This window comes from Streptomyces sp. GbtcB7 (assembly GCF_019091445.1).
In the GTDB taxonomy this organism is placed as follows: domain Bacteria; phylum Actinomycetota; class Actinomycetes; order Streptomycetales; family Streptomycetaceae; genus Streptomyces; species Streptomyces mirabilis.
The window spans coordinates 440,017-459,649 of sequence record NZ_JAGXJM010000004.1; the positions used below are offsets into that span (position 1 = coordinate 440,017).

Below are 19,633 nucleotides of genomic sequence, written 5' to 3' on the forward strand. Positions count from 1 at the left end.
AACGGCCGTGTGCCCGAGTGGTTCAGGGGCTCGCCTGCAAAGCGAGTTACGCGGGTTCAATTCCCGCCACGGCCTCTTGTGAGATCTGTCGGCCGTCCCCGTGACCGGGGGCGGCCGATCTGTTTGTGCGGGCGGTGTGGGCGGTTCGGGCGGTGTCGCCGTCCTGCGGCTAGCCGTGGAGGGTGCCGCCCGCCTCGTCCTCGAATATCTCCGGCCAGTAGCGCCAGCCGTCGTCGCCCTCCAGCGTGGGGGTGGGGTCGCAGGCGATCGGGTCGACCGTGGCGAGGGTCTGGGCCATGGTGGCGGCCAGTTGTTCGTAGGAGTCGGTGAGGTCGTGGGTCGCGTCGAGGGCCTTCTCGCGGTGGAGCAGCCAGAGGGTGAAGGCGAGGGTGGAGATGTCGGCGTTGAGGGGGCGCAGGGTGATGTCCGGCTCGCTCCAGGCGAGGACCGCGCCCGTGGTGCCGTCCACCACGAGGCTGGTGTCCTCGATGAGGTAGCCGAGGCGTATCAGGCGGTCGGCCGTCGGGGGGAGTTCGTCGGCGGAGAAGTCGTCGGGGCGCTGGTCCGCGTAGTAGTCGGCGAGGGCCGGCAGGGGCACTTCCGTGTCCAGCTGGAAGAGGAGGCCGTCCTCGGGCAGGCCGGTCTCGCGCAGGAAGCGACGGGTCGGCTCGTGCACGAGCGCGGGCGGGAAGTCGACGTCCTCGAAGCGCATGATCGCGCCCGCGCCGAACTCCTCGTCCAGCAGCCGCTTGGGCAGGTCGAGGACGAGGCCCTCGCCGGGGCCCGCGATCCGGGCGAGGGGGCGGATCAGGGCGGCCATCCGCCAGTACGGCGCCACCTCGCCGCCCGCGCCCGCCTCGAAGACCGCGGCGAGGGACTCGGAGGCCTCCGTGACCGCCTTCGCGCCGAACCGGCCCTCGTAGGAGGCGAACCGTCCGCGGGACGCCGTCAGTTCCTCCGTCGCCGCCGAGAAACGCACCAGGGCTTCCAGGGAGGGTGCCAGGGGCGCGAGGTCCATCAGAGCCGGGTCTGAGAAGAAGTACGTCGTGGCGACGTTCCCCGTCGCCCCGTCCAGGACGATCGACTCCAGGTCCCGGTCGAAGGTCCGCAGGGCTCCCACGACCAGCTGGTCCTGGAGTTCCGTGGCGAGTTTGTCGGCGTCACCGGCCAGGTCGGCGACCCTGCGCAGCCCGTGCTCCCGCAGGGCGCCGAAGCCCAGCAGCGTGCCCTCGGCCGGCAGCCCGGGCCCCGTCAGCCACTGCCGTGTGTCCGTGTGCGTGATGTATGGATCCAGCTCGTCCTCGGTCAGCGTGATCGCGCCGACGACATCGGTGTCAGTCGTGCTCATGGCTCCCCCGCGCATGTGAACGCATATGTGCTTCTCGCGGGGAACTCGCCGCCGCCCAGCGGCAGTTCCCCACTGACCGAGAACCATACGCCGCCCCACTGACAACGCCGGAAACCCGCAGGCACGCAGGACGTACGGCCCGGAAACGCACGGGTTCAAGCCATCGGGGGGCGCCCGGTCGTGGCCGACACCAACGATCAGCCGCGGCCGCCGCCCCGCTCAGGTGAGGTACAGGCCGCCCAGGACGACCACCACGGCCGCCACGACGAACAGCAGCACCCACAGCGCCAGCTTCCCGACGCTCGGCGGGGGCTCGTAGCGCGGCTGCTCGGGGAGGTGGGTCGTCGGCTCGGGGTCGTGGGTCGTCGGCTCGGGGGTACTCATGACGTGGTCACCACGGCGGCTTGCGGACGGATCGGGAGGCGGTTGACGGGGCGGCCCGTCGCCGCCCGTACGGCGGACGCGATGGCCGCCGGGGACGTCACGACCGGCACCGCGCTGGCCGCCTTCGCGCCGAAGGGGGCGACGACGTCGCGCTCCTCGACGAGCTTGACGATGCGGATGTCGGGGGCGTCCAGGGAGGTCGGGAGGGCGTAACCGGTGAGGTCGGGGTGGCGGACCAGACCGCGGGCGGTGCGGAGGTTCTCCGTGAGCGCGGCACCGACGCCCTGGGTGACGCCCGCCTCGATGCGGGCCGTGAGCTGGGCGGGGTTGAGGATCCGGCCGACGTCCTGGGCGAGCGCCAGCTCCACCACCCGTACCGAGCCCAGTTCGATGTCCACGTCCACCACCGCGCGGATCGCGCAGAAGGCCAGGCCCACGAAGGCGTCGCCCTGGCCCGCCTCGTCCAGCGGCTCGGTCGGGTGCGGACGGCACTGCGCGGTGGCCCACAGCTCCTTGCCGTCCATCGCCTCCGTGACGGTGGTCGAGAGCACACCGTCGTACGAGGTGATCTTGCCGTCGGTGATCTGGAGGAGCTCCGTGGACATGCCGAACTTGTGCGCCAGGGGCTGCAGGAGCTGCGTACGGACCATCTTCGCGGCGCGTTCGACCGCTCCGCCCGACACCCACGTGTGGCGGCCCCGGCAGCTGGGGCCCGCGGGCGGCTGGTCGGTGTCGACCGGTGCCACGTGCACCTCGTCGATACCGAGGGTCTCCTGGACGATCTGGCGGGCCAGGGTGGTGAAGCCCTGGCCGGTCTCGACGGCCGCGCACAGCACCGTGGCGACGCCGTCGTGGACCTTGACCGTGGCCGTGGAGACCTCGTCCGCGCCCTCGGCGCCGAGCATGTGGACCATGCCGAGGCCGTAGCCGACCCCGCGGCGTACGGCGCCGGGTTCGCCCGCGCCCTCGGGGCCGCCCGGGAGCAGCCACTCGTCCTCGGGGGTGTCCTTGGGGAGTGCAGGCAGGGGGTAGTCGCGTACGGCCTGGAGCAGTTCGGCGACCGGTGCCGGGCAGGTCACCGTCTGGCCCGTCGGAAGCACGTCCCCGGTGGCCATCGCGTTCTGCAGGCGCAGTTCGGCGGGGTCGAGGCCGAGCTTCTTGGCGAGCTTGTCCATCTGCGCCTCGTAGGCGGCGCAGACCTGCATGGCGCCCTCGCCGCGCACATGGCCGGAGGGCGGGTTGTTGGTGCGCACGGCCCAGCCCTCGATGAAGGCGTTCGGGACGACGTAGGGACCGCAGGCGAAGGAGACCGCGGCGGCCAGCGACTCGGCGGACGTGTCGGCGTAGGCGCCCGCGTCGAGCAGGATCTGCGCCTCGACCTTCACCAACCTGCCCTCGGTGTCGGCGTGGTGGCGGTAGCGCAGGAGGGTGGGGTGCCGGTGGGCGTGTCCGAGGAAGGACTCCTCGCGGGTCGCGGTGATCTTCACCGGGCAGCCGGTCCGCAGGGCCAGCAGGCCGAGCGGGAGCTGGAAGCCCTGGTCCTCGCGGTCGGCGGTGGCGCCGGGCACTCCGGTGACGACGACCTTCACCCGCTCGGGCTCCAGGCCGTAGCAGGCGGCGGCGGTGTCGCGGTCGGTGTGCGGGTCGGTGGAGGCGACGTAGAGCTCGACGCCGCCGTCCGGGCGGGGCACGGCGAGTCCGGCCTCGGCGCCGATCGGGGCCGGGTCCTGGCGTCCGATGCGGTACAGGCCCTCGACGACGACCTCGCCGACCGCGTCCGGGTCGCCGTGGCGCAGCGGGATGTGCCGGATCAGGTTGCCGTCGGGGTGCAGGGGTTCGGCCTCGAACGCCTGCTCAGGGTCGGTCACCGGGTCGAGTACTTCGTACTCGACGATGACGGCCGCGGCGGCCATCCGCGCGGTGTCCGGGTGATCGGCGGCGACGGCCGCGATGGGTTCGCCGTGGTGGCGTACGACCTCGGAAGCGAACACCGGGCGGTCCGCGCGGCCGCGGCCGTGCAGGGCGGAGCCGGGCACGTCCTCGTGGGTGATGACCGCCCGTACGCCGGGCATCTCGCGCGCGTGGCTGGTGTCGATGGACACGATGCGCGCGTGCGGGTGCGGCGAGCGCAGCACGGCCGCCCACAGCAGGCCCTCGGCCCACAGGTCGGCCGCGTACGGGAAGGTGCCCTCCGTCTTGGCGCGGGCCTCCGCGGCGGGCAGCGACACGCCGAGCCCGTGCGGCAGCGGCTCGGGGCCGGTGTCGGGTGCCGCGGGAGTCGCGGTCGCGGTCTCGTTGCTCACGCCTGGCCTCCGTCCTGGCCGTACGGCTGCTCATGCGGCGCCTGGGAGTCGTACGGAGAAGGGTCCTCGAACGCCGAGGGGTTGACGCCGCCCGCGCCGGGCCCCGCCTGGTGCGGGATGCGCGGCTCGCCCGCGTCCGGTGTGGCCTCGGCGGCGGCCGCGCTGTGCGCCTGGCGTTCGGAGACGACCTCGCGTACGGCGTCCAGGACCCCGCGGTAGCCGGAGCAGCGGCACAGGTTGCCGCACAGCGCCTGGCGGGTCTCGAGTTCGGTGGGGGCCGGGTTGCCCTCGAGGAGGTCGTGCACGGTCATGGCCATGCCCGGGACGCAGAAACCGCACTGCACCGCGCCGCACTTGGCGAGGGCGCGCTGCACGTCCGAGGGCTGTCCGTCGGCGGCGAGGCCTTCGACCGTACGCACCTCACTGCTCGCGGCGGTGACGGCGGGCACCAGGCAGGACGCCACGAGCCGCCCGTCCACCTGCACGTTGCAGGCTCCGCACTCGCCCTGCGAGCAGCCGTCCTTGGCGCCCGCGAGGCCGAGGCGCTCGCGCAGGACGTAGAGCAGCGACTCGCCGATCCAGGCGTCGGTCACGGGGCGGTCGGCGCCGTTGACGCGCAGGACGTAGGAGGCCAGGGGGTGTTCGTCGTGCGGGGGCGGCGCAGGGGTGTCCGGGTCGCTCGCCTCCGCGCCGGGGGCGTCCGGCGCCGGGGTCTCGGGGTGCTCCGAAGGGTGCTCGGAAAGATGCTCCGAAAGGTACTCCGAGGAGTCCTCCGGGGCCGCTGCCGGAGCAGTCCGCGTGGCCGGGTCGTGGTCCGGTCGGGCCCCGTCCTGGGTCCCGTACGCCTCGGCCGTCGCGGACGTGGGCCCGGCGACCGGCTCAGGAGCCTCGTGAGCGGCCTGCGCGGCCGTCTGGGCGGCCTCGGCGGCCGATTCCGCATGCGTGTGCCGCGCGGGCTCCACGGGGCCCTCAGAGGCCCCCGGGGCCTCGGGGGTCGCCGCGCGCGGTGCGGCGGACCACGGCTCGCCGATCTCCGAGGTCGCCCACGGCGCCGCCGCGCCGCCCGGGAGCGTGGCGGGCGGCGTGCCGCCCCACTGCTCGACCAGGGCCGACGTGGTGAACTCGCCGGATTCGTCCGGAAGATCACCTCCGGCGACGGGAATCGACCACTGTCCGGTGACGTCGTGTCCGGGCGCGTCGGCCGGGTGGTGACCGGAGGAGGCGCCCTCCCGGGCGGCCTCCCCGAAGTCCCACTGCCCGGTGGCGCCGGGGTGGTACGAGAACCCGTCGTGCGCGGCCTGCTGATGCCCGGTCTCGTGCCGTACGGCTTCCTGGTGCGCGGCGTTGGGGTCCGGCCACTGGACGGCCTCGGCCGGCGTGGCCCAGGTGCCCGTCGCCCCGGGGTCGGCCGCCGGGGGCGCCGTGGTGATCCGGGGGGGCACATAGCCGTGGCCGGGCGCCGCGAGAGGCGTCTCACGTTCCGCCAAAAGGGCGTCGATTCCGCCCTCGGGGAGCTTGACGAAGGCGGTGGCGCCGTCGTCGTAGTCCCCCTGCGGGAGGGGGTCCCACCTGCCGCTGGTCCGCGGAGTGCCCTCTCCGTGCTGGTCGTCGGTCACGACAGTGCCCTCCCCAGTGCTCGTCGGGCCAGCGCGGCGACGGTACGCCGCAGGTGCAGTACGGCGGGCGGAAGCTGTTGTACGGAGCCGTCCTCGGCCGGGACGGGATCGGGGATGCAGGCCGCGGCGACGTACTCCCCGAAGGCGTTGAGCGCCTCCGGCACGATCGCCCGGTTGTTGTCCCAGTCGATCAGCTGGGCGACCCACGCCTCCGCGTCCAGGGGCCGCAGCGGCATCGGCGCTATGGCACCCACGGCGCACCGCACACCGCGCCGCGCCGGGTCCAGGACGAGCGCCACGGACGCGATGGCGCGCCCGGGTCCGGTGCGTCCGGTCGCCTTCAGGAAGACCTGCGGCGCGTGCAGCAGCGGCACCCGCACATAGCCGATGAGTTCGCCGCCGCGGAGCATCTCCATGCCCGCGAGCAGGTGCGACACCGGGATCTCACGGCGGGCTCCGCCCTGGCCCGCGATGATCAGCGTGGCTTCCAGAGCGGCCAGCACGGGCAGCGCATCCCCGGTGGGGGCCGCCGAGGCGATGTTGCCGCCCAGGGTGCCCGCGTTGCGGATCTGCGGCGGTCCCGCGGCGCGCGCGGCGGCGGCGAGCGCCGGGATGAGGGCCGCGAAGTCGGGGCGCCCCATGCGGGCGTGGGTGAGGCCGGCGCCGAGCAGCGCGTGGCCGTCCTGGTACTGCCAGCCGCGGATCTCGCTGATCCGGCCGAGGCCGACGAGCGCGGCGGGCCGCAGCTGTCCGGAGTTGACGGCGGCCATGAGGTCGGTGCCGCCGGCCACGGGGACGGCGGCGGGCATGGCGGCCAGCGCCGCCACTGCCTCGTCCAGCGAGGCGGGCAGCGTCACGGCCTGCGCCGCCTGCGGTGCGTGCGTGGTCAAACCGGCTGCCCCTTCCCGCTGCCCCACCTGGTCCCACCTGTGTTGCGCGTACGGTACGTGCTGACAGGGCGGACGTGGCAACTCTGGCACATCTTCCCCGGCCCTCGACGCGGGGGTCCGCTAGGAGGCATTCGCCCCCTCACCAGGGAGATGGTCCGTTTTCCTACGGCATCGCCGGTCAGTACGAATTGCCACTCTTCGGTGGCCCTTGGGTGCCTTTTGCCTTGTGGGGCCACTGCGCCGGGGCGAACGGGCCGGGACACGCCGGTTGGCGGTCACCTCACACGTTTGGGGGCGCCCCCTCGATCGGGCGTCCGAGCACACCTGGGCGCCGCTGCCACGGAAGGGGGCCCGTGGGCGGGCGGTAGGCCACGCCCAGGGCGTCAAGCCGCCCGTAGTGGGCGGCCATCCGCCGCTCGAAGTCGGCGAAGTCCCGCTCGGCGGGGGCGGGCAGGGCGCTCCAGGCGACCTCGGCGAAGGCCGCGAGCCGGGGGAAGGTCTGGTAGTCCACACGCGCGGGGTCCTCCATCACCTCGGTCCACACGTTCGCCTGAGTGCCCAGCACATGCCGTGCCTCCGCCTCGGTGAGCTCGGGTGGAACGGGTTCGAAGCGGTAGACGTCCTCCAGGGTGCGGACATATCCGATCGGTACCGGCTCGTCCGGGCCCGCGGCCTGACGGTGGTCCAAGTACACCTGCTGCTCGGGGCACATGACCACGTCGTGGCCGGCGCGGGCGGCCGTGACGCCGCCCTGGTAGCCGCGCCACGAGGACACCGCCGCCCCCTCGGCCAGCCCGCCCTCCAGGATCTCGTCCCAGCCGATCAGCCGACGCCCGCGCGCGGAGAGCCAGTTGTCGAAGTGCCGGACGAACCAGGACTGCAACTCGTCCTCGTCCGCGAGCCCCAGTTCCCTGATGCGCGCCTGCGCGGTCGGCGACCGCTTCCACTGGTCCTTGGCGCACTCGTCGCCACCGATGTGCACAAACCCCGAGAACGGCGAGAACCGCGTGAACGGGCCGGCGTCCGCCGGGAAGAGCTCCAGGAGTTCCTCGAACACCCCCTCGTAGAAGCGCAGGGTGTTGTCAGTGGGGGCGAGTACGTTTTTGGAGATGCCCCAGGTGTCCCAGACGGTGAGGGAGGTCGTGTCGATGACGTCGGTGTTGCCCAGTTCCGGATACGCGGCGATGGCGGCCTGCGAGTGCCCCGGGATGTCTATCTCGGGGACGACACTGATATGCCGCTCGGCCGCGTACGCGACGATCTCGCGGATGTCGTCCTGCGTGTAGAAGCCCCCGTGCGGCTTCTCCTCCCACAGGGGCGAGGCACGATGGCCGAATTTCGTGCGCGCCCGCCAGGATCCGACCTCCGTCAGCTTCGGATACCGCTTGATCTGGACACGCCATCCTTGGTCGTCGGTGAGGTGGAAGTGGAAGACATTGAGTTTGTGGGCGGCCATGAGGTCGAGGTGACGCAGGACGCCGTCCTTGGGCATGAAGTGCCGGGAGACGTCGAGCATGAGACCGCGCCAGGGGAATCGGGGTGCGTCCTCGATGACCTGGTGCGCGATTCCGTACGTCCTCCCCGCCCGGACGGGGGCGCGGCGGAAGGCGTCGGGGCCGAGGAGTTGACGCAGCGTCTGCGCACCCCAGAAGACCCCGGCCGCGCCGCCGCCCCGGATCTCGATGCCCCGGTTGACGACGACGCCGAGTTTGTACGCCTCCGGCTCCAGGGTGTCGTCGAGGAGCAGCCGTACGGCGTTGCGGGCGTCCTGCGGCCCTGGTCGCAGCGGCAGGCCGAGCGCGGCGCCGAGCGTGGCGCGCAGCCAGCGCTCCGTGGCGTCCGTGCCGGGAGCGGCCCACAGGGTGGTCTCCGCGTCGAGTTCGACCCCGCAGCGCATGGGGCCCTCTACGGCACGGGGCGCCGGAATCACATCGTTCACGTCAGTCCTTCACCGCTCCGCCGAGGCCGGAGACCAGGCGTCGCTGTACGAGTACGAAGAAGATGAGCACCGGAATCGTCATCACCGTGGACGCCGCCATCACGCCGCCCCAGTCCGGCTCGTCGGGCTTGTAGAAGACGAGGAGGGCCATCGGCAAGGTGGACTGCGAGGTGTCGCTGATGATGAAGGACTTGGCGAACAGGAAGTCGTTCCAGGCCGAGATGAAGGAAAAGACGCTCGTGGCCACCAGCCCCGGGAAGACGAGCGGGAAAAGGATCTGCCAGAGGAATCGCGTACGACTCGCCCCGTCGATGTACGCGGCCTCCTCCAGCGCCTCGGGAACCGCCTTCACAAAACCTCTCAGCATCCAGATCGCGAACGGCAGCGAGAAGGCGATGTGCGGCAGGATCAGCGAGCCCAGCGTGTTCAGCTGGCCGAAGTCCCGCATCAGGAAGAAGAGGGGGATCGTCAGCGCCTCGACGGGCACCATCTGCGCGACCAGGAACATGATCAACAGGGTGGTCCGGAAACGGAAGCGGAATCGGGTGACCGCCGTCGCCGCGAGAAACGCGATCAGCGCCGAGACGACGACCACGGACCCCGCCACCACAAGGCTGTTGACGAAGTAGCGGCCGAATTCCTGCTGCCCGAAGACGCGCCGGAAGGAATCCAGGGAGGGCGAAAGCGTCCACGGCCGGGGCTCGGTGGACTCGATCTCCCCGGCCGGTTTGAAGGCGCCGAGCACCATCCAGTAGAGGGGGAAGGCGACGACCACCGCGATCAGCAGCGCGGACGCCTCGGCGGCGAGCCGCCAGGGGCGCCGGGGACGCCGTACGAAGCCGGGTATCGGGCTCACAGTTCCTCCCCCTGCCTGCGCAGCAGCCGCAGGTACACCAGCGTGACCGCCAGCAGGATCACCAGCATGACCACGCCGATCGCCGAGCCGAGGCCGTACTGCGAGGAGGCGAAGGCCTTCTGGTAGGCGTACACGTTCAGCACGAGGTTCTGGCCGGCGATGCCGCCGCCGTTCGTCATCACGTAGATCTGCGTGAAGACCTTGAAGTCCCAGATGACCGACTGGATGGTGACGACCACCAGGATCGGGCGGAGCAGCGGTGCGAGCACCGAGCGCCAGATCCGCCACTGCGAGGCGCCGTCGAGGGCGGCCGCCTCCAGCACCTCGGACGGTACGGCGCGGATCCCCGCGTAGACCGTCACCATCACGAACGGGAAGGAGCACCAGACCACTTCGAGCAGGACGAGCGCGAAGGCGCTGTAGCGCCCGTACGTCCAGGAGTGGTCGCCGATTCCGAGGACCCGGTTGACGGGCCCGAAGTCGGGGTCGAACAGGAACAGCCAGACCGTGGACCCGGTGACCGCCGGGGTCGCCCACGCGCCGAGCGCGGCCAGCATCAGCGCGAGCCTCGGCAGGGCCCGTACGCGGGTGAGGAGCACGGCGAGGGCGCAGCCGACGGCCAGGGTGGAGAGCACGCAGGCCGCCGCGAACACCAGCGTGGCGATCAGGACCTGCCAGAACTGGTCGTCGGCGAAGAGGGTGGTGTAGTTGCCGAACCCTTCGAAGGCGGTCGGTTCGCCGCCGCTGACCTGTGCCTGGGTGTACTTCAGGAGCGAGATCAGGCCGAGCTGGTAGATGGGGTAGACGAGCAGGGCGCCGAGGACGACGAGGGCGGGGGCGAGGTAGAGCCAGGGGGTCCAGCGGGCGCGTCGGCGGCCGGGGAGGTCGGTCACGGCCTTCGCGACCGTGACCGGTTGGGCGACGGCCTCTTGCGTGGTCATCCGCTCACCCCACGGAGCTGAACGCGTCGTTCATCTTCTTCGCCGCGTCCTTCGAGGCCGCCGCGACGTCCTTCTTGCCGCTGATGACCTCCTGGAACATCGTCGGCAGGACGAGCGAGGCGTCGATCTGGGACCAGGCGGCCGAGGCGGGCACGAACTTGGCGCCCGAGGCGAGGGTCTTCACGAAGGGCGCGACGAACGGCTGCTCCTTCGCGACCGCGTCCCGCACATCGGTGTACGTGGGCAGGAACCCCATGGCGCCGAAGAGCTCGCTCTGGGTCTTCTTGCTCGCCAGCTGCTCCATCAGGTCGACGGCGAGGGTGCGGTGCGAGGTGCTCTTCAGGACGCCGATGTTGTTGCCGCCCGCGAACGCCGGGGCCACCGAGCCCGGCTTCACACCGGGCAACGGCACGACCGCGTACTTGCCCTTGATCTTCCCGGCCTCGATCGCGGCGTGGCTGAAGTCGCCGCCGATGGCCATGCCCGCCTTGCCGGAGGAGAACGCGGTGACGGTGTCGTTGCCGGTCATGCCCGCGCACTTGGCGGCGGGACAGTTGTCGGCGCCGAACAGCGAGGTGTAGGCCTTGATGCCCTTCTGGGCGGCCGCGCTGTCGATGGTCGCGGCATAGGAGCCGCCCTTGCCCTGGGCGATCTCGCCGCCCTGGGACCAGATGAAGGGCATCGCGCCGTACGTGTAGGCGCCGCCGACCACGAGTCCGTAGAGGTCGGGATCGGCCGCGCGGATCTTCTTGGCGGTGGAGATCAACTCGGCCTGGGTCCTGGGGGCTTGGAGGCCGAGGTCCTTGAGGATGTCGGTGCGGTAGTAAAGGGCGCGGACGCCGACGAAGAACGGGGCGCCGTAGATCTTCCCGTCCACCGTCACGGACTGCTTGGCGGTCGGGTCGGTGTCCTTGGCCTCGCTCCAGTCGGCGAACTCCTCGGTGACGTCGGCGAGTCCGCCGTCCTTGACGTAGCCGGCCGTGTCCGTGTTGCCGTACTCGATGACGTCGGGGGCGCTCTTCGGGTCGTTGAAGGCGGCCTTCATGCGCTGGGCGCGGGTCTCCACGGGGATGTACTCGATGGTGACCTTGGTGTCCTTGTGGGCCTTCTTGAAGGCGCTGACGGCCGCGTCGACGACCTTCTCCTTCGGCCCGTTGTTGACCTCCTGGAAGAGCCAGACCCGCAGTGTGCCGGTCTTCTCGTCCTTTCCGGATGAGGAGTTGTCGGAGGTCTGGGGGGCGCAGGCGGTGGCGACGACAAGGGCGGCGAGGGCGACGGCCGTTCGGGCGGGGAGCTTCACGGGCAGCTTCGCAGAGAGCTTCATCGAGCATCCTCCGATGGGGGGCGTTGCAACATACGCAATGGCGGTTTCGCTCTGCACAACACACCGGAGGCTATGGACTACATGAACATGTCCACAAGAGGTCTCAACCACTCTGTGACCACGGGGCGCACCATGTGCAACGGCACCCGGCGCGAGGACCGCCGGCGCACACGACACAAAGGCCCTCGAGGCGCGCCGGAACGCGCCCCGAGGGCCTCGTGATCGTCGGCCCGCCGGTCCTCGGCGGGGCCCGTTACTTGTCCTGGCCGCCCTTGCCCTTGTCGCCGCCGGCGCCCATGGACTCGTAGATCTCCTTGCACATGGGACACACGGGGTACTTCTTCGGGTCGCGGCCCGGGACCCACACCTTGCCGCAGAGGGCCACGACGGGCGTGCCGTCGAGGGCGCTCGCCATGATCTTGTCCTTCTGGACATAGTGGGCGAAGCGCTCGTGGTCCCCGTCGCCGTGCGACACCTGCGGCGTCGGCTCTACGAGGGTCCCCGTCCCAGTGCCTCGCTGGGGCTGGGTCTCAGGCTCAAGAGTGCTCATAAAGGCCAAGGGTACTGAAGGCCACGGACATCAGTTGAGTGAAGGGTCGTCCGGATACGTCGCCACCATCGCGAGTTCGTTGCGCTGGCGGCGCAGGACCTCGCGCCAGAGGCGCTCCGGGGACGGGGAGGAGACGTCTCCCGGCTCGGATTCCACCACGTACCACGCGCCCTCGGTCAGTTCGTCCTCCAGTTGGCCGGGACCCCAGCCCGCGTACCCGGCGAAGATTCTCAGGGAGCCGAGGGCCGAGGCGAGCAGTTCCGGTGGGGCCTCCAGGTCGACGAGGCCGATCGCGCCGTGCACCCGCCGCCAGCCGAGCGGCGCGCGCTCCCCGGAGGCGACGCCGCCCGGGATCACCGCGACGCCCAGCGCCGAGTCCAGCGACACCGGGCCGCCCTGGAAGACGACGCCGGGCTCCCCGGCCAGGTCGGCCCAGGCCTCCAGGATGTCGCTGACGTCCACCGGGGTCGGCCGGTTGAGGACGACACCGAGCGAGCCCTCCTCGTCGTGGTCGAGGAGCAGCACCACCGCGCGGTCGAAGTTCGGGTCCGCCAGGGCGGGCGTGGCCACGAGCAGCCGCCCTGTGAGCGAGGACACCTCGGTCATGCCAGACATGATCCCGCATCTTCCCCGGGTAGGGGGACCCAATACCCGTACCCGAGTGAATGCAGCTCAGGGCGCAGAGGAGCGTCCCCCGCGCACACCGTTGTCGGTGACCCCGTGTGCCCGATTCGGAACGGTTCGTGTTGTGGCAAAGCTATGACGTTGCTGGGTGGTCCTTGGGCTTACTTAAGGGGGGTAGGCGGCGATTACCCTTGCTCTTCGGCTCCCGCCCAACCGGCCTGCCGACGCATACTCCTGCCCAACTCATCGGAACGCGAGATACATGACCGTCAACGGCTCTGACGATGTACTGCTTGTCCACGGCGGAACCCCGCTCGAGGGCGAGATCCGTGTCCGCGGTGCGAAGAACCTCGTACCGAAGGCCATGGTCGCCGCCCTGCTGGGCAGCGCTCCGAGCCGACTGCGCAATGTCCCCGACATTCGCGACGTGCGCGTCGTGCGCGGGCTGCTGCAGCTGCACGGCGTGACGGTCCGTCCGGGTGAGGAGCCGGGCGAGCTGATCCTCGACCCGTCGCACGTGGAGAGCGCGAACGTCGCCGACATCGATGCCCACGCGGGCTCGTCGCGCATCCCGATCCTCTTCTGCGGCCCGCTGCTGCACCGTCTGGGGCACGCGTTCATCCCGGGTCTCGGCGGCTGTGACATCGGCGGCCGGCCGATCGACTTCCACTTCGAGGTGCTGCGGCAGTTCGGCGCGCGGATCGAGAAGCGGGCGGACGGCCAGTACCTGGAGGCTCCGCAGCGGCTGCGCGGCACGAAGATCCAGCTGCCGTACCCGTCCGTCGGCGCGACCGAGCAGGTGCTGCTGACGGCGGTGCTCGCGGAGGGCGTCACCGAGCTGTCCAACGCGGCCGTGGAGCCCGAGATCGAGGACCTCATCTGCGTACTGCAGAAGATGGGCGCGATCATCGCCATGGACACCGACCGGACGATCCGCATCACCGGTGTGGACTCGCTCGGCGGCTACACCCACGCGGCCCTCCCGGACCGTCTGGAGGCCGCCTCCTGGGCTTCCGCGGCGCTGGCGACCGAAGGCAACATCTACGTCCGCGGCGCCCAGCAGCGCTCGATGATGACGTTCCTGAACACCTACCGCAAGGTGGGCGGCGCGTTCGAGATAGACGACGAGGGCATCCGCTTCTGGCACCCGGGCTCGCAGCTCAAGTCCATCGCCCTGGAGACGGACGTCCACCCCGGTTTCCAGACCGACTGGCAGCAGCCGCTGGTGGTCGCCCTGACGCAGGCCACGGGGCTGTCGATCATCCACGAGACGGTGTACGAGTCCCGCCTCGGCTTCACCTCCGCGCTGAACCAGATGGGCGCGCACATCCAGCTCTACCGCGAGTGCCTCGGCGGCTCGGTCTGCCGGTTCGGCCAGCGCAACTTCCTGCACTCGGCCGTCGTTTCGGGCCCGACCAAGCTCCAGGGCGCCGACCTGGTCATCCCCGACCTCCGCGGCGGCTTCTCATACCTGATCGCCGCCCTCGCGGCCCAGGGCACCTCCCGCGTCCACGGCATCGACCTGATCAACCGCGGCTACGAGAACTTCATGGAGAAGCTGGTGGAACTGGGCGCCAAGGTGGAGCTGCCGGGCAAGGCGCTCGGCTAGCACGGCCGGCGCTCGGGCAACACGGACGGCGCGCGGACAGCACGGCCCGCGTGCGGGCAACACGGTCGGCGCTCGGCGTGCGTACGACGATGGGGCGGCCCCCCGGTCAAGGGGGCCGCCCCATTGGCGTTACTGCGGTTCGTGTGCCGTCCCGTGGCACACGGACGCGGCTTACTTGCCCTTGGCCGCTTCCTTGAGCTTGCTGCCCGCGGAGACCTTCACGCTGTAGCCGGCCGGGATCTGGATCGGGTCGCCGGTCTGCGGGTTGCGCGCGGTGCGAGCGGCACGGTGGGTGCGCTCGAAGGTCAGGAAGCCGGGGATGGTGACCTTCTCGTCGCCCTTGGCGACGATCTCGCCGACGGTCTCGGCGAACGCGGCCAGAACGGCGTCGGCGTCCTTGCGGGTCACCTCGGCACGGTCGGCCAGCGCGGCCACCAGCTCACTGCGGTTCATGTTGTTACTCCCGTGTTCTTCTTGCCGTTGAGGCGTGCCACGCGGCGGAGCCGCATGTTGGATGCGGCGAAGCCGATGCTGCCAGGGCCCTCGGTCGGTCCCCGGACCCGGGTCCGTAGCCAGACCCTCGCGCCCGAAGACGCATCCTGCCCCCACCTGCGGCGGGAAAGCCAATCCGGCACCCCTGGGAGTCACACGAACACCCTTGGGAGTCACACGAAAAGCGCCACTGCCTCAGTGTGGTGACGCTCCGTCCGCTCCCGGCAGCGGACCGCAGGGCCTGGGAGGCCTGAGCCTGGCCGCCACCCTAGAGGGCCGCCAGGGACCCCGCATCCCGCGACGCGCCGACGCGCCGCCGTCGTGGCGATCGTCACAGCAAGTCACACCGCCGGAACCACCGACCACCATCATCCGGCGGGGGCCCGCCGGCCCGTCCGGCGTTCGAGGACAAGCCCGTCCAGGCCGATGCGGGGTCCGGGGGCGACTAACCCCCGGCGAGCCCCGCACCGGCGCCGAGTGCCCTACTCCGCCGCTGTCACACCCGCCGCCTTCGCCGCGGAGCGCACCGCTCCGGCGACCGCGCCCGCGACCTTGTCGTTGAAGACGCTGGGGATGATGTAGTTCGCGTTGAGCTCGTCCTCGGTCACCACGTCCGCGAGCGCGGCCGCGGCGGCCAGCATCATCTCGGTGTTGACCGTGCGGGACTGGGCGTCCAGGAGGCCGCGGAAGACGCCCGGGAAGACCAGCACGTTGTTGATCTGGTTGGGGAAGTCGGAGCGGCCGGTGGCGACAACTGCCGCGGTCTGGCGGGCGATTGCCGGGTCGACCTCGGGGTCGGGGTTCGCGAGCGCGAACACGATGGCACCGTCGGCCATGGCGGCCACGTCGTCGCCGTCGAGCACGTTCGGGGCCGAGACGCCGATGAACACGTCGGCGCCGCGCACGGCCTCCTTCAACGTGCCCGTGAGGCCCTCGGGATTGGTGTTGTCGGCGATCCAACGCAGCGGCGAATCGGAGGCCGCGTCGACGAGGTCCGCGCGGTCCGCGTGCACGACACCGTGGATGTCGGCGACGACGGCGTTCTTGACGCCTGCGGCGATGAGCAGCTTCAGGATGGCCGTACCGGCCGCGCCCGCGCCGGACATGACGACCCGGATGTCACCGATGGCCTTGCCCGCCACACGCAGGGCGTTCGTGAGGGCGGCGAGGACAACGATCGCGGTGCCGTGCTGGTCGTCGTGGAAGACGGGGATGTCGAGGGCCTCGCGCAGCCGGGCCTCGATCTCGAAGCAGCGCGGCGCGGAGATGTCCTCCAGGTTGATGCCCGCGAAGCCGGGGGCGATGGCCTTGACGATCTCGACGATCGCGTCGGTGTCCTGGGTGTCCAGGCAGATCGGCCAGGCGTCGATGCCGGCGAAGCGCTTGAAGAGGGCCGCCTTGCCCTCCATGACCGGGAGGGCGGCCATCGGGCCGATGTTCCCGAGGCCCAGCACGGCGGAGCCGTCCGTCACGACCGCAACGGAGTTGCGCTTGATGGTGAGGCGGCGGGCGTCCTCGGGGTTCTCGGCGATCGCCATGCACACGCGGGCCACGCCCGGGGTGTAGATCATGGAGAGGTCGTCACGGTTGCGGATCGGGTGCTTCGACTGCATCTCGATCTTGCCGCCGAGGTGCATGAGGAACGTACGGTCGGAGACCTTGCCCAGCGTGACGCCCTCGATGCCGCGCAGCTGCTGGACGATCTCGTCGGCGTGGGCCGTGGAGCTCGCCGCGATGGTGACGTCGATCCGGAGCTTCTCGTGGCCTGAGGCGGTCACGTCGAGGCCGGTCACCGAGCCTCCGTGGGACTCTACGGCCGTGGTGATCTGGGAGACCGCGGTTCCGCTCGCGGGCACCTCCAGTCGGACCGTAATCGAGTAGGAGACGCTGGGCGCCGTTGCCATGGCCGACTTCCTCTGCTTTCACCGTGTACTGCTGGGTCGCGCTGTCTCGCGGGTATGCCGTCCGATCGTCGCACCTACCCCTCAGTACGTGGTAGCCGCCCCGGATTGCGAACGTTTTGTTCGCAGGTAGGGCGGGCGATTTCGGAAGACAACTTCCACCATACGAGAGTACGTGAACCTCAGGGGAAACGATCGGCCAACGAGAGCCGGACAACGAAAGAGGCTCACGTCAGGTGACGTGAGCCTCTTCTCGTTCAGTGACACCGACCCGCCATGCTCGCCTCGCGGCAAGTGGTCGCTCGTAGCGACGAAGGTTGGGCCCGGGGGCTTGGATCGGGCCGGTGTCACATCCACGGTAACAAACGATCCCCGTAAGGCAATTCCCACCCCGAGAGTTCATTCGGGGCGTCGGCCCCGGCGGGGGTCAGTCCCTGAGCAGATCCGGCACCCCGTTCCCGTCGGGTTCGTCGCGGTCGCCGGAGACGATCGTCAGCTGCTGCGTGGCCCGGGTGAGGGCGACGTACAGCACCCGCAGCCCCGCGGGCGACTCGTCGGCGATCTCCGCCGGCGAGACGACCACCGTCGCGTCGTACTCCAGTCCCTTCGCCTCCAGGCTCCCGAGCGCCACCACCCGTTCGCCGAGCCCGGCGAGCCAGCGGGCGGCCTCCTCGCGCCGGTTCATGGCCACCACGACGCCCACCGTGCCGTCCACCCGGTCCAGCAGACGCGCGGCCTCGGCGCGCACGGTCTGCGCGAGCGAGTCCCGTACGCCGGTGCCCGCGTTGTTCGTCGCCACGAAACGCGGCTCGACCCCGGTGGACCGTACGGCCGAGGGGGACTCGGAGCCGGGCATGGCCAGGGCGAGGACCTTGGCGGCCAGCTCGGCGATCTCGGCGGGGTTGCGATAGTTGACGGTAAGGGTGAAGCGGCGCCGGGGACGGCTTCCCAGGGCCTCGTCACGGGCCTCCGCGGCCTCGTCGGGGTCCGACCACGAGGACTGCGCCGGGTCGCCCACGACGGTCCAGGTGGCCTGCCGGCCACGTCTGCCCACCATCCGCCACTGCATGGGCGTGAGGTCCTGCGCCTCGTCGACGATGACGTGCGCGTACTCGACGCGCTCCTGCGCCAGCCGCTCGGCCCGCTCGCGCTGCGACTCCTCGCGTACGGGCATGAGCTCCTCGAGACCGGTGAGGTGGTCCAGCGGGTCCAGCTCGCGGCGTTTGCGGGGCCGGACGGGCATCCCCAGGATCGCCTGGAGCTCGTCCAGCATCGCCACGTCGTGGACGGACAGCCCGTCCCGCTTGAGCGAGCGCGCGACCCGGCGCACCTCGCCGGGGTTGAGGATCCGCCGCGCCCAGCGGCCCAGGCGCCGCTCGTCGGCCATGGCGGCGAGGACGCCCCGCGGGGTCAGCTCGGGCCACCACGCGTTCAGGAAGTCGATGAAGCTGTCCTCGGAGGCGACGTCCTCGTCGAAGGACGACCGCAGCTCGGCGGCCAGCTCCGGGTCCGTGTGCCGCGTACCGGCCCCGGACTTCGCCCACAGCGCGTCCAGCAGCAGCTTGCGGGCGCGCGGGCGCAGCAGGTTCACCGGCGCGGTCCCGCTCAGCGCGTTGTGCTTGATGCGGTCGAGCTCGGCGGCCTCCAGCTCCAGGCGCCGCCCGAAGGCGACGACACGCAGGCGGGTGGGGGCACCCGCGGGGGCCTGGGCGGCCTCGTCGCCGAAGGCGAGCTGCTCCGACCGGTTCCCGGCGGCGGTGGACCGGCCCGGGCTGCCGCCGGGCGTCTCCAGCGCGCCCCTGGCGGCCTTCCGCAGCACCTTGAGCATCCTGTACGAGCCCTTGGCGCGGGCGACGGCCGGGGAGTCGTACAGGGTGGCCTCCGCGCCGTCGACCAGGGAGCCGATGGCGCGGATGGCGACCTGGCCCTCCTCGCCGAGGGAGGGCAGCACGCCCTCGGTGTATGCGACCAGGAGCGGGGTCGGGGAGACGATCAGGATGCCGCCCGCGTACCGGCGGCGGTCCTGGTACAGGAGATAGGCCGCCCTGTGCAGGGCCACGGCCGTCTTGCCGGTGCCGGGGCCGCCCTCCACGTAGGTCACCGACGCGGCGGGGGCGCGGATCACCAGGTCCTGTTCGGCCTGGATGGACGCCACGATGTCCCGCATGGTGTGGCTGCGGGCCTGGCCGAGCGCGGCCATCAGGGCGCCGTCGCCGATCACCGGGAGTTCCCGGCCGTCGAGGGTGGCCTTGAGCTCGGGGCGCATCAGGTCGTCCTCGACGCCGAGGACCTTGCGGCCCTTGGAGCGGATGACCCGGCGGCGTACGACGCGGCCCGGGTCGACCGGTGTCGAGCGGTAGAAGGGGGCCGCGGCGGGCGCCCGCCAGTCGATGACCAGCGGCGCGTAGTCCGCGTCCAGCACCCCGATGCGGCCGATGTGGAGCGTCTCGGCGATGGAGGCGTACTGGCCGGTCTTGTCCACCTGTACGACACCCTCGGCCGGTTCGACGGCCGTGTAGGCGCCGTCCGGGCCCTTCTGGCCGTCCTTCCCGAGCAGCAGGTCGATCCGGCCGAAGAGGAAGTCCTCGAACTCGTTGTTCAGGCGATTCAGATGAATCCCCGCGCGGAACACCTGGGCGTCGCGCTCCGCGAGCGCCCCCGGTGTACCGACCTGGCCGCGCTGGGCGGCGTCGTTCATCAGGAACTCCGCCTCGTGGATCTTCTCCTCGAGGCGCCGGTACACCCGGTCCAGATGTTGCTGCTCGACGCTGATCTCACGATCCCGTACGGAATCGTCCTGTGCGGAATCGTGGATCTGGTCGAGCGCGGTTTCCTGCTGAGCCTGAGCGGCCACCG

15 protein-coding genes and 1 tRNA gene are annotated in these 19,633 nt (G+C 71.2%); 2 read left to right on the forward strand and 14 right to left on the reverse strand.

The window, feature by feature from the left end; all coding sequences use genetic code 11:
- The first annotated feature begins 3 nt into the window (after positions 1-3).
- Positions 4-75: transfer RNA gene (locus tag KVT44_RS09830), tRNA-Cys, on the forward strand.
- A 94-nt stretch (positions 76-169) separates the two neighbouring features.
- Here KVT44_RS09830 and KVT44_RS09835 read toward each other — a convergent pair.
- The 11 genes from KVT44_RS09835 to KVT44_RS09885 all read right to left on the reverse strand — a co-directional run bounded on the left by KVT44_RS09835 (position 170) and on the right by KVT44_RS09885 (position 12,757).
- A complete protein-coding gene (locus KVT44_RS09835) occupies positions 170-1,348 on the reverse strand; it encodes an SUKH-4 family immunity protein (RefSeq protein WP_217566715.1) in 1,179 nt (392 codons plus the stop codon).
- Between the two features lie 219 nt (positions 1,349-1,567).
- Positions 1,568-1,732 carry a hypothetical protein gene (locus tag KVT44_RS09840; RefSeq protein ID WP_164331724.1) on the reverse strand — a complete coding sequence of 55 codons (165 nt, stop codon included), beginning with the start codon at positions 1,730-1,732 and terminating at the stop codon, positions 1,568-1,570.
- Positions 1,729-4,035, reverse strand: a complete 2,307-nt coding sequence (locus KVT44_RS09845) for a molybdopterin cofactor-binding domain-containing protein (protein WP_217566716.1) — start codon at positions 4,033-4,035, stop codon at positions 1,729-1,731. Before KVT44_RS09845 ends, KVT44_RS09840 begins: the two co-directional genes overlap by 4 nt.
- Positions 4,032-5,651, reverse strand: coding sequence for a 2Fe-2S iron-sulfur cluster-binding protein (locus KVT44_RS09850; RefSeq protein WP_217566717.1), 1,620 nt, complete (start codon positions 5,649-5,651; stop codon positions 4,032-4,034). Before KVT44_RS09850 ends, KVT44_RS09845 begins: the two co-directional genes overlap by 4 nt.
- Positions 5,648-6,541: a xanthine dehydrogenase family protein subunit M gene (locus KVT44_RS09855; RefSeq protein ID WP_054229664.1), complete on the reverse strand. Its 894-nt coding sequence runs from the start codon at positions 6,539-6,541 to the stop codon at positions 5,648-5,650. Before KVT44_RS09855 ends, KVT44_RS09850 begins: the two co-directional genes overlap by 4 nt.
- 280 nt (positions 6,542-6,821) lie before the next feature.
- Positions 6,822-8,480, reverse strand: coding sequence for a beta-N-acetylhexosaminidase (locus KVT44_RS09860; RefSeq protein ID WP_308313941.1), 1,659 nt, complete (start codon positions 8,478-8,480; stop codon positions 6,822-6,824).
- Between the two features lies 1 nt (position 8,481).
- Positions 8,482-9,336, reverse strand: coding sequence for a carbohydrate ABC transporter permease (locus KVT44_RS09865; RefSeq protein ID WP_308313942.1), 855 nt, complete (start codon positions 9,334-9,336; stop codon positions 8,482-8,484).
- Positions 9,333-10,277, reverse strand: coding sequence for a carbohydrate ABC transporter permease (locus tag KVT44_RS09870; RefSeq protein ID WP_254649141.1), 945 nt, complete (start codon positions 10,275-10,277; stop codon positions 9,333-9,335). The genes KVT44_RS09865 and KVT44_RS09870 overlap by 4 nt, the downstream gene beginning before the upstream one ends.
- Before the next feature lie 4 nt (positions 10,278-10,281).
- Positions 10,282-11,577 carry an extracellular solute-binding protein gene (locus KVT44_RS09875; RefSeq protein WP_217566784.1) on the reverse strand — a complete coding sequence of 432 codons (1,296 nt, stop codon included), beginning with the start codon at positions 11,575-11,577 and terminating at the stop codon, positions 10,282-10,284.
- A gap of 277 nt (positions 11,578-11,854) precedes the next feature.
- Positions 11,855-12,151 carry a DUF3039 domain-containing protein gene (locus KVT44_RS09880; protein ID WP_075029065.1) on the reverse strand — a complete coding sequence of 99 codons (297 nt, stop codon included), beginning with the start codon at positions 12,149-12,151 and terminating at the stop codon, positions 11,855-11,857.
- A 30-nt stretch (positions 12,152-12,181) separates the two neighbouring features.
- Entirely contained in the window at positions 12,182-12,757 is a 576-nt protein-coding gene (locus KVT44_RS09885; protein WP_054229660.1) for a YqgE/AlgH family protein, read from the reverse strand.
- Positions 12,758-13,037: 280 nt separating this feature from the next.
- Between KVT44_RS09885 and murA the strand changes: the two genes are divergently transcribed.
- Positions 13,038-14,384, forward strand: coding sequence for a UDP-N-acetylglucosamine 1-carboxyvinyltransferase (gene murA, locus KVT44_RS09890; RefSeq protein WP_054229659.1), 1,347 nt, complete (start codon positions 13,038-13,040; stop codon positions 14,382-14,384).
- A 171-nt stretch (positions 14,385-14,555) separates the two neighbouring features.
- Here murA and KVT44_RS09895 read toward each other — a convergent pair whose 3' ends face one another.
- The 3 genes from KVT44_RS09895 to KVT44_RS09905 form a co-directional block, all read right to left on the reverse strand.
- Positions 14,556-14,837, reverse strand: a complete 282-nt coding sequence (locus KVT44_RS09895) for an HU family DNA-binding protein (protein ID WP_007382399.1) — start codon at positions 14,835-14,837, stop codon at positions 14,556-14,558.
- Between the two features lie 521 nt (positions 14,838-15,358).
- On the reverse strand, positions 15,359-16,780 hold the full coding sequence (locus tag KVT44_RS09900) for an NAD-dependent malic enzyme (protein WP_099922397.1): 1,422 nt from the start codon (positions 16,778-16,780) through the stop codon (positions 15,359-15,361).
- 424 nt (positions 16,781-17,204) lie between these two features.
- Entirely contained in the window at positions 17,205-19,631 is a 2,427-nt protein-coding gene (locus KVT44_RS09905) for a UvrD-helicase domain-containing protein (protein ID WP_217566718.1), read from the reverse strand.
- Between the last annotated feature and the right edge of the window lie 2 nt (positions 19,632-19,633).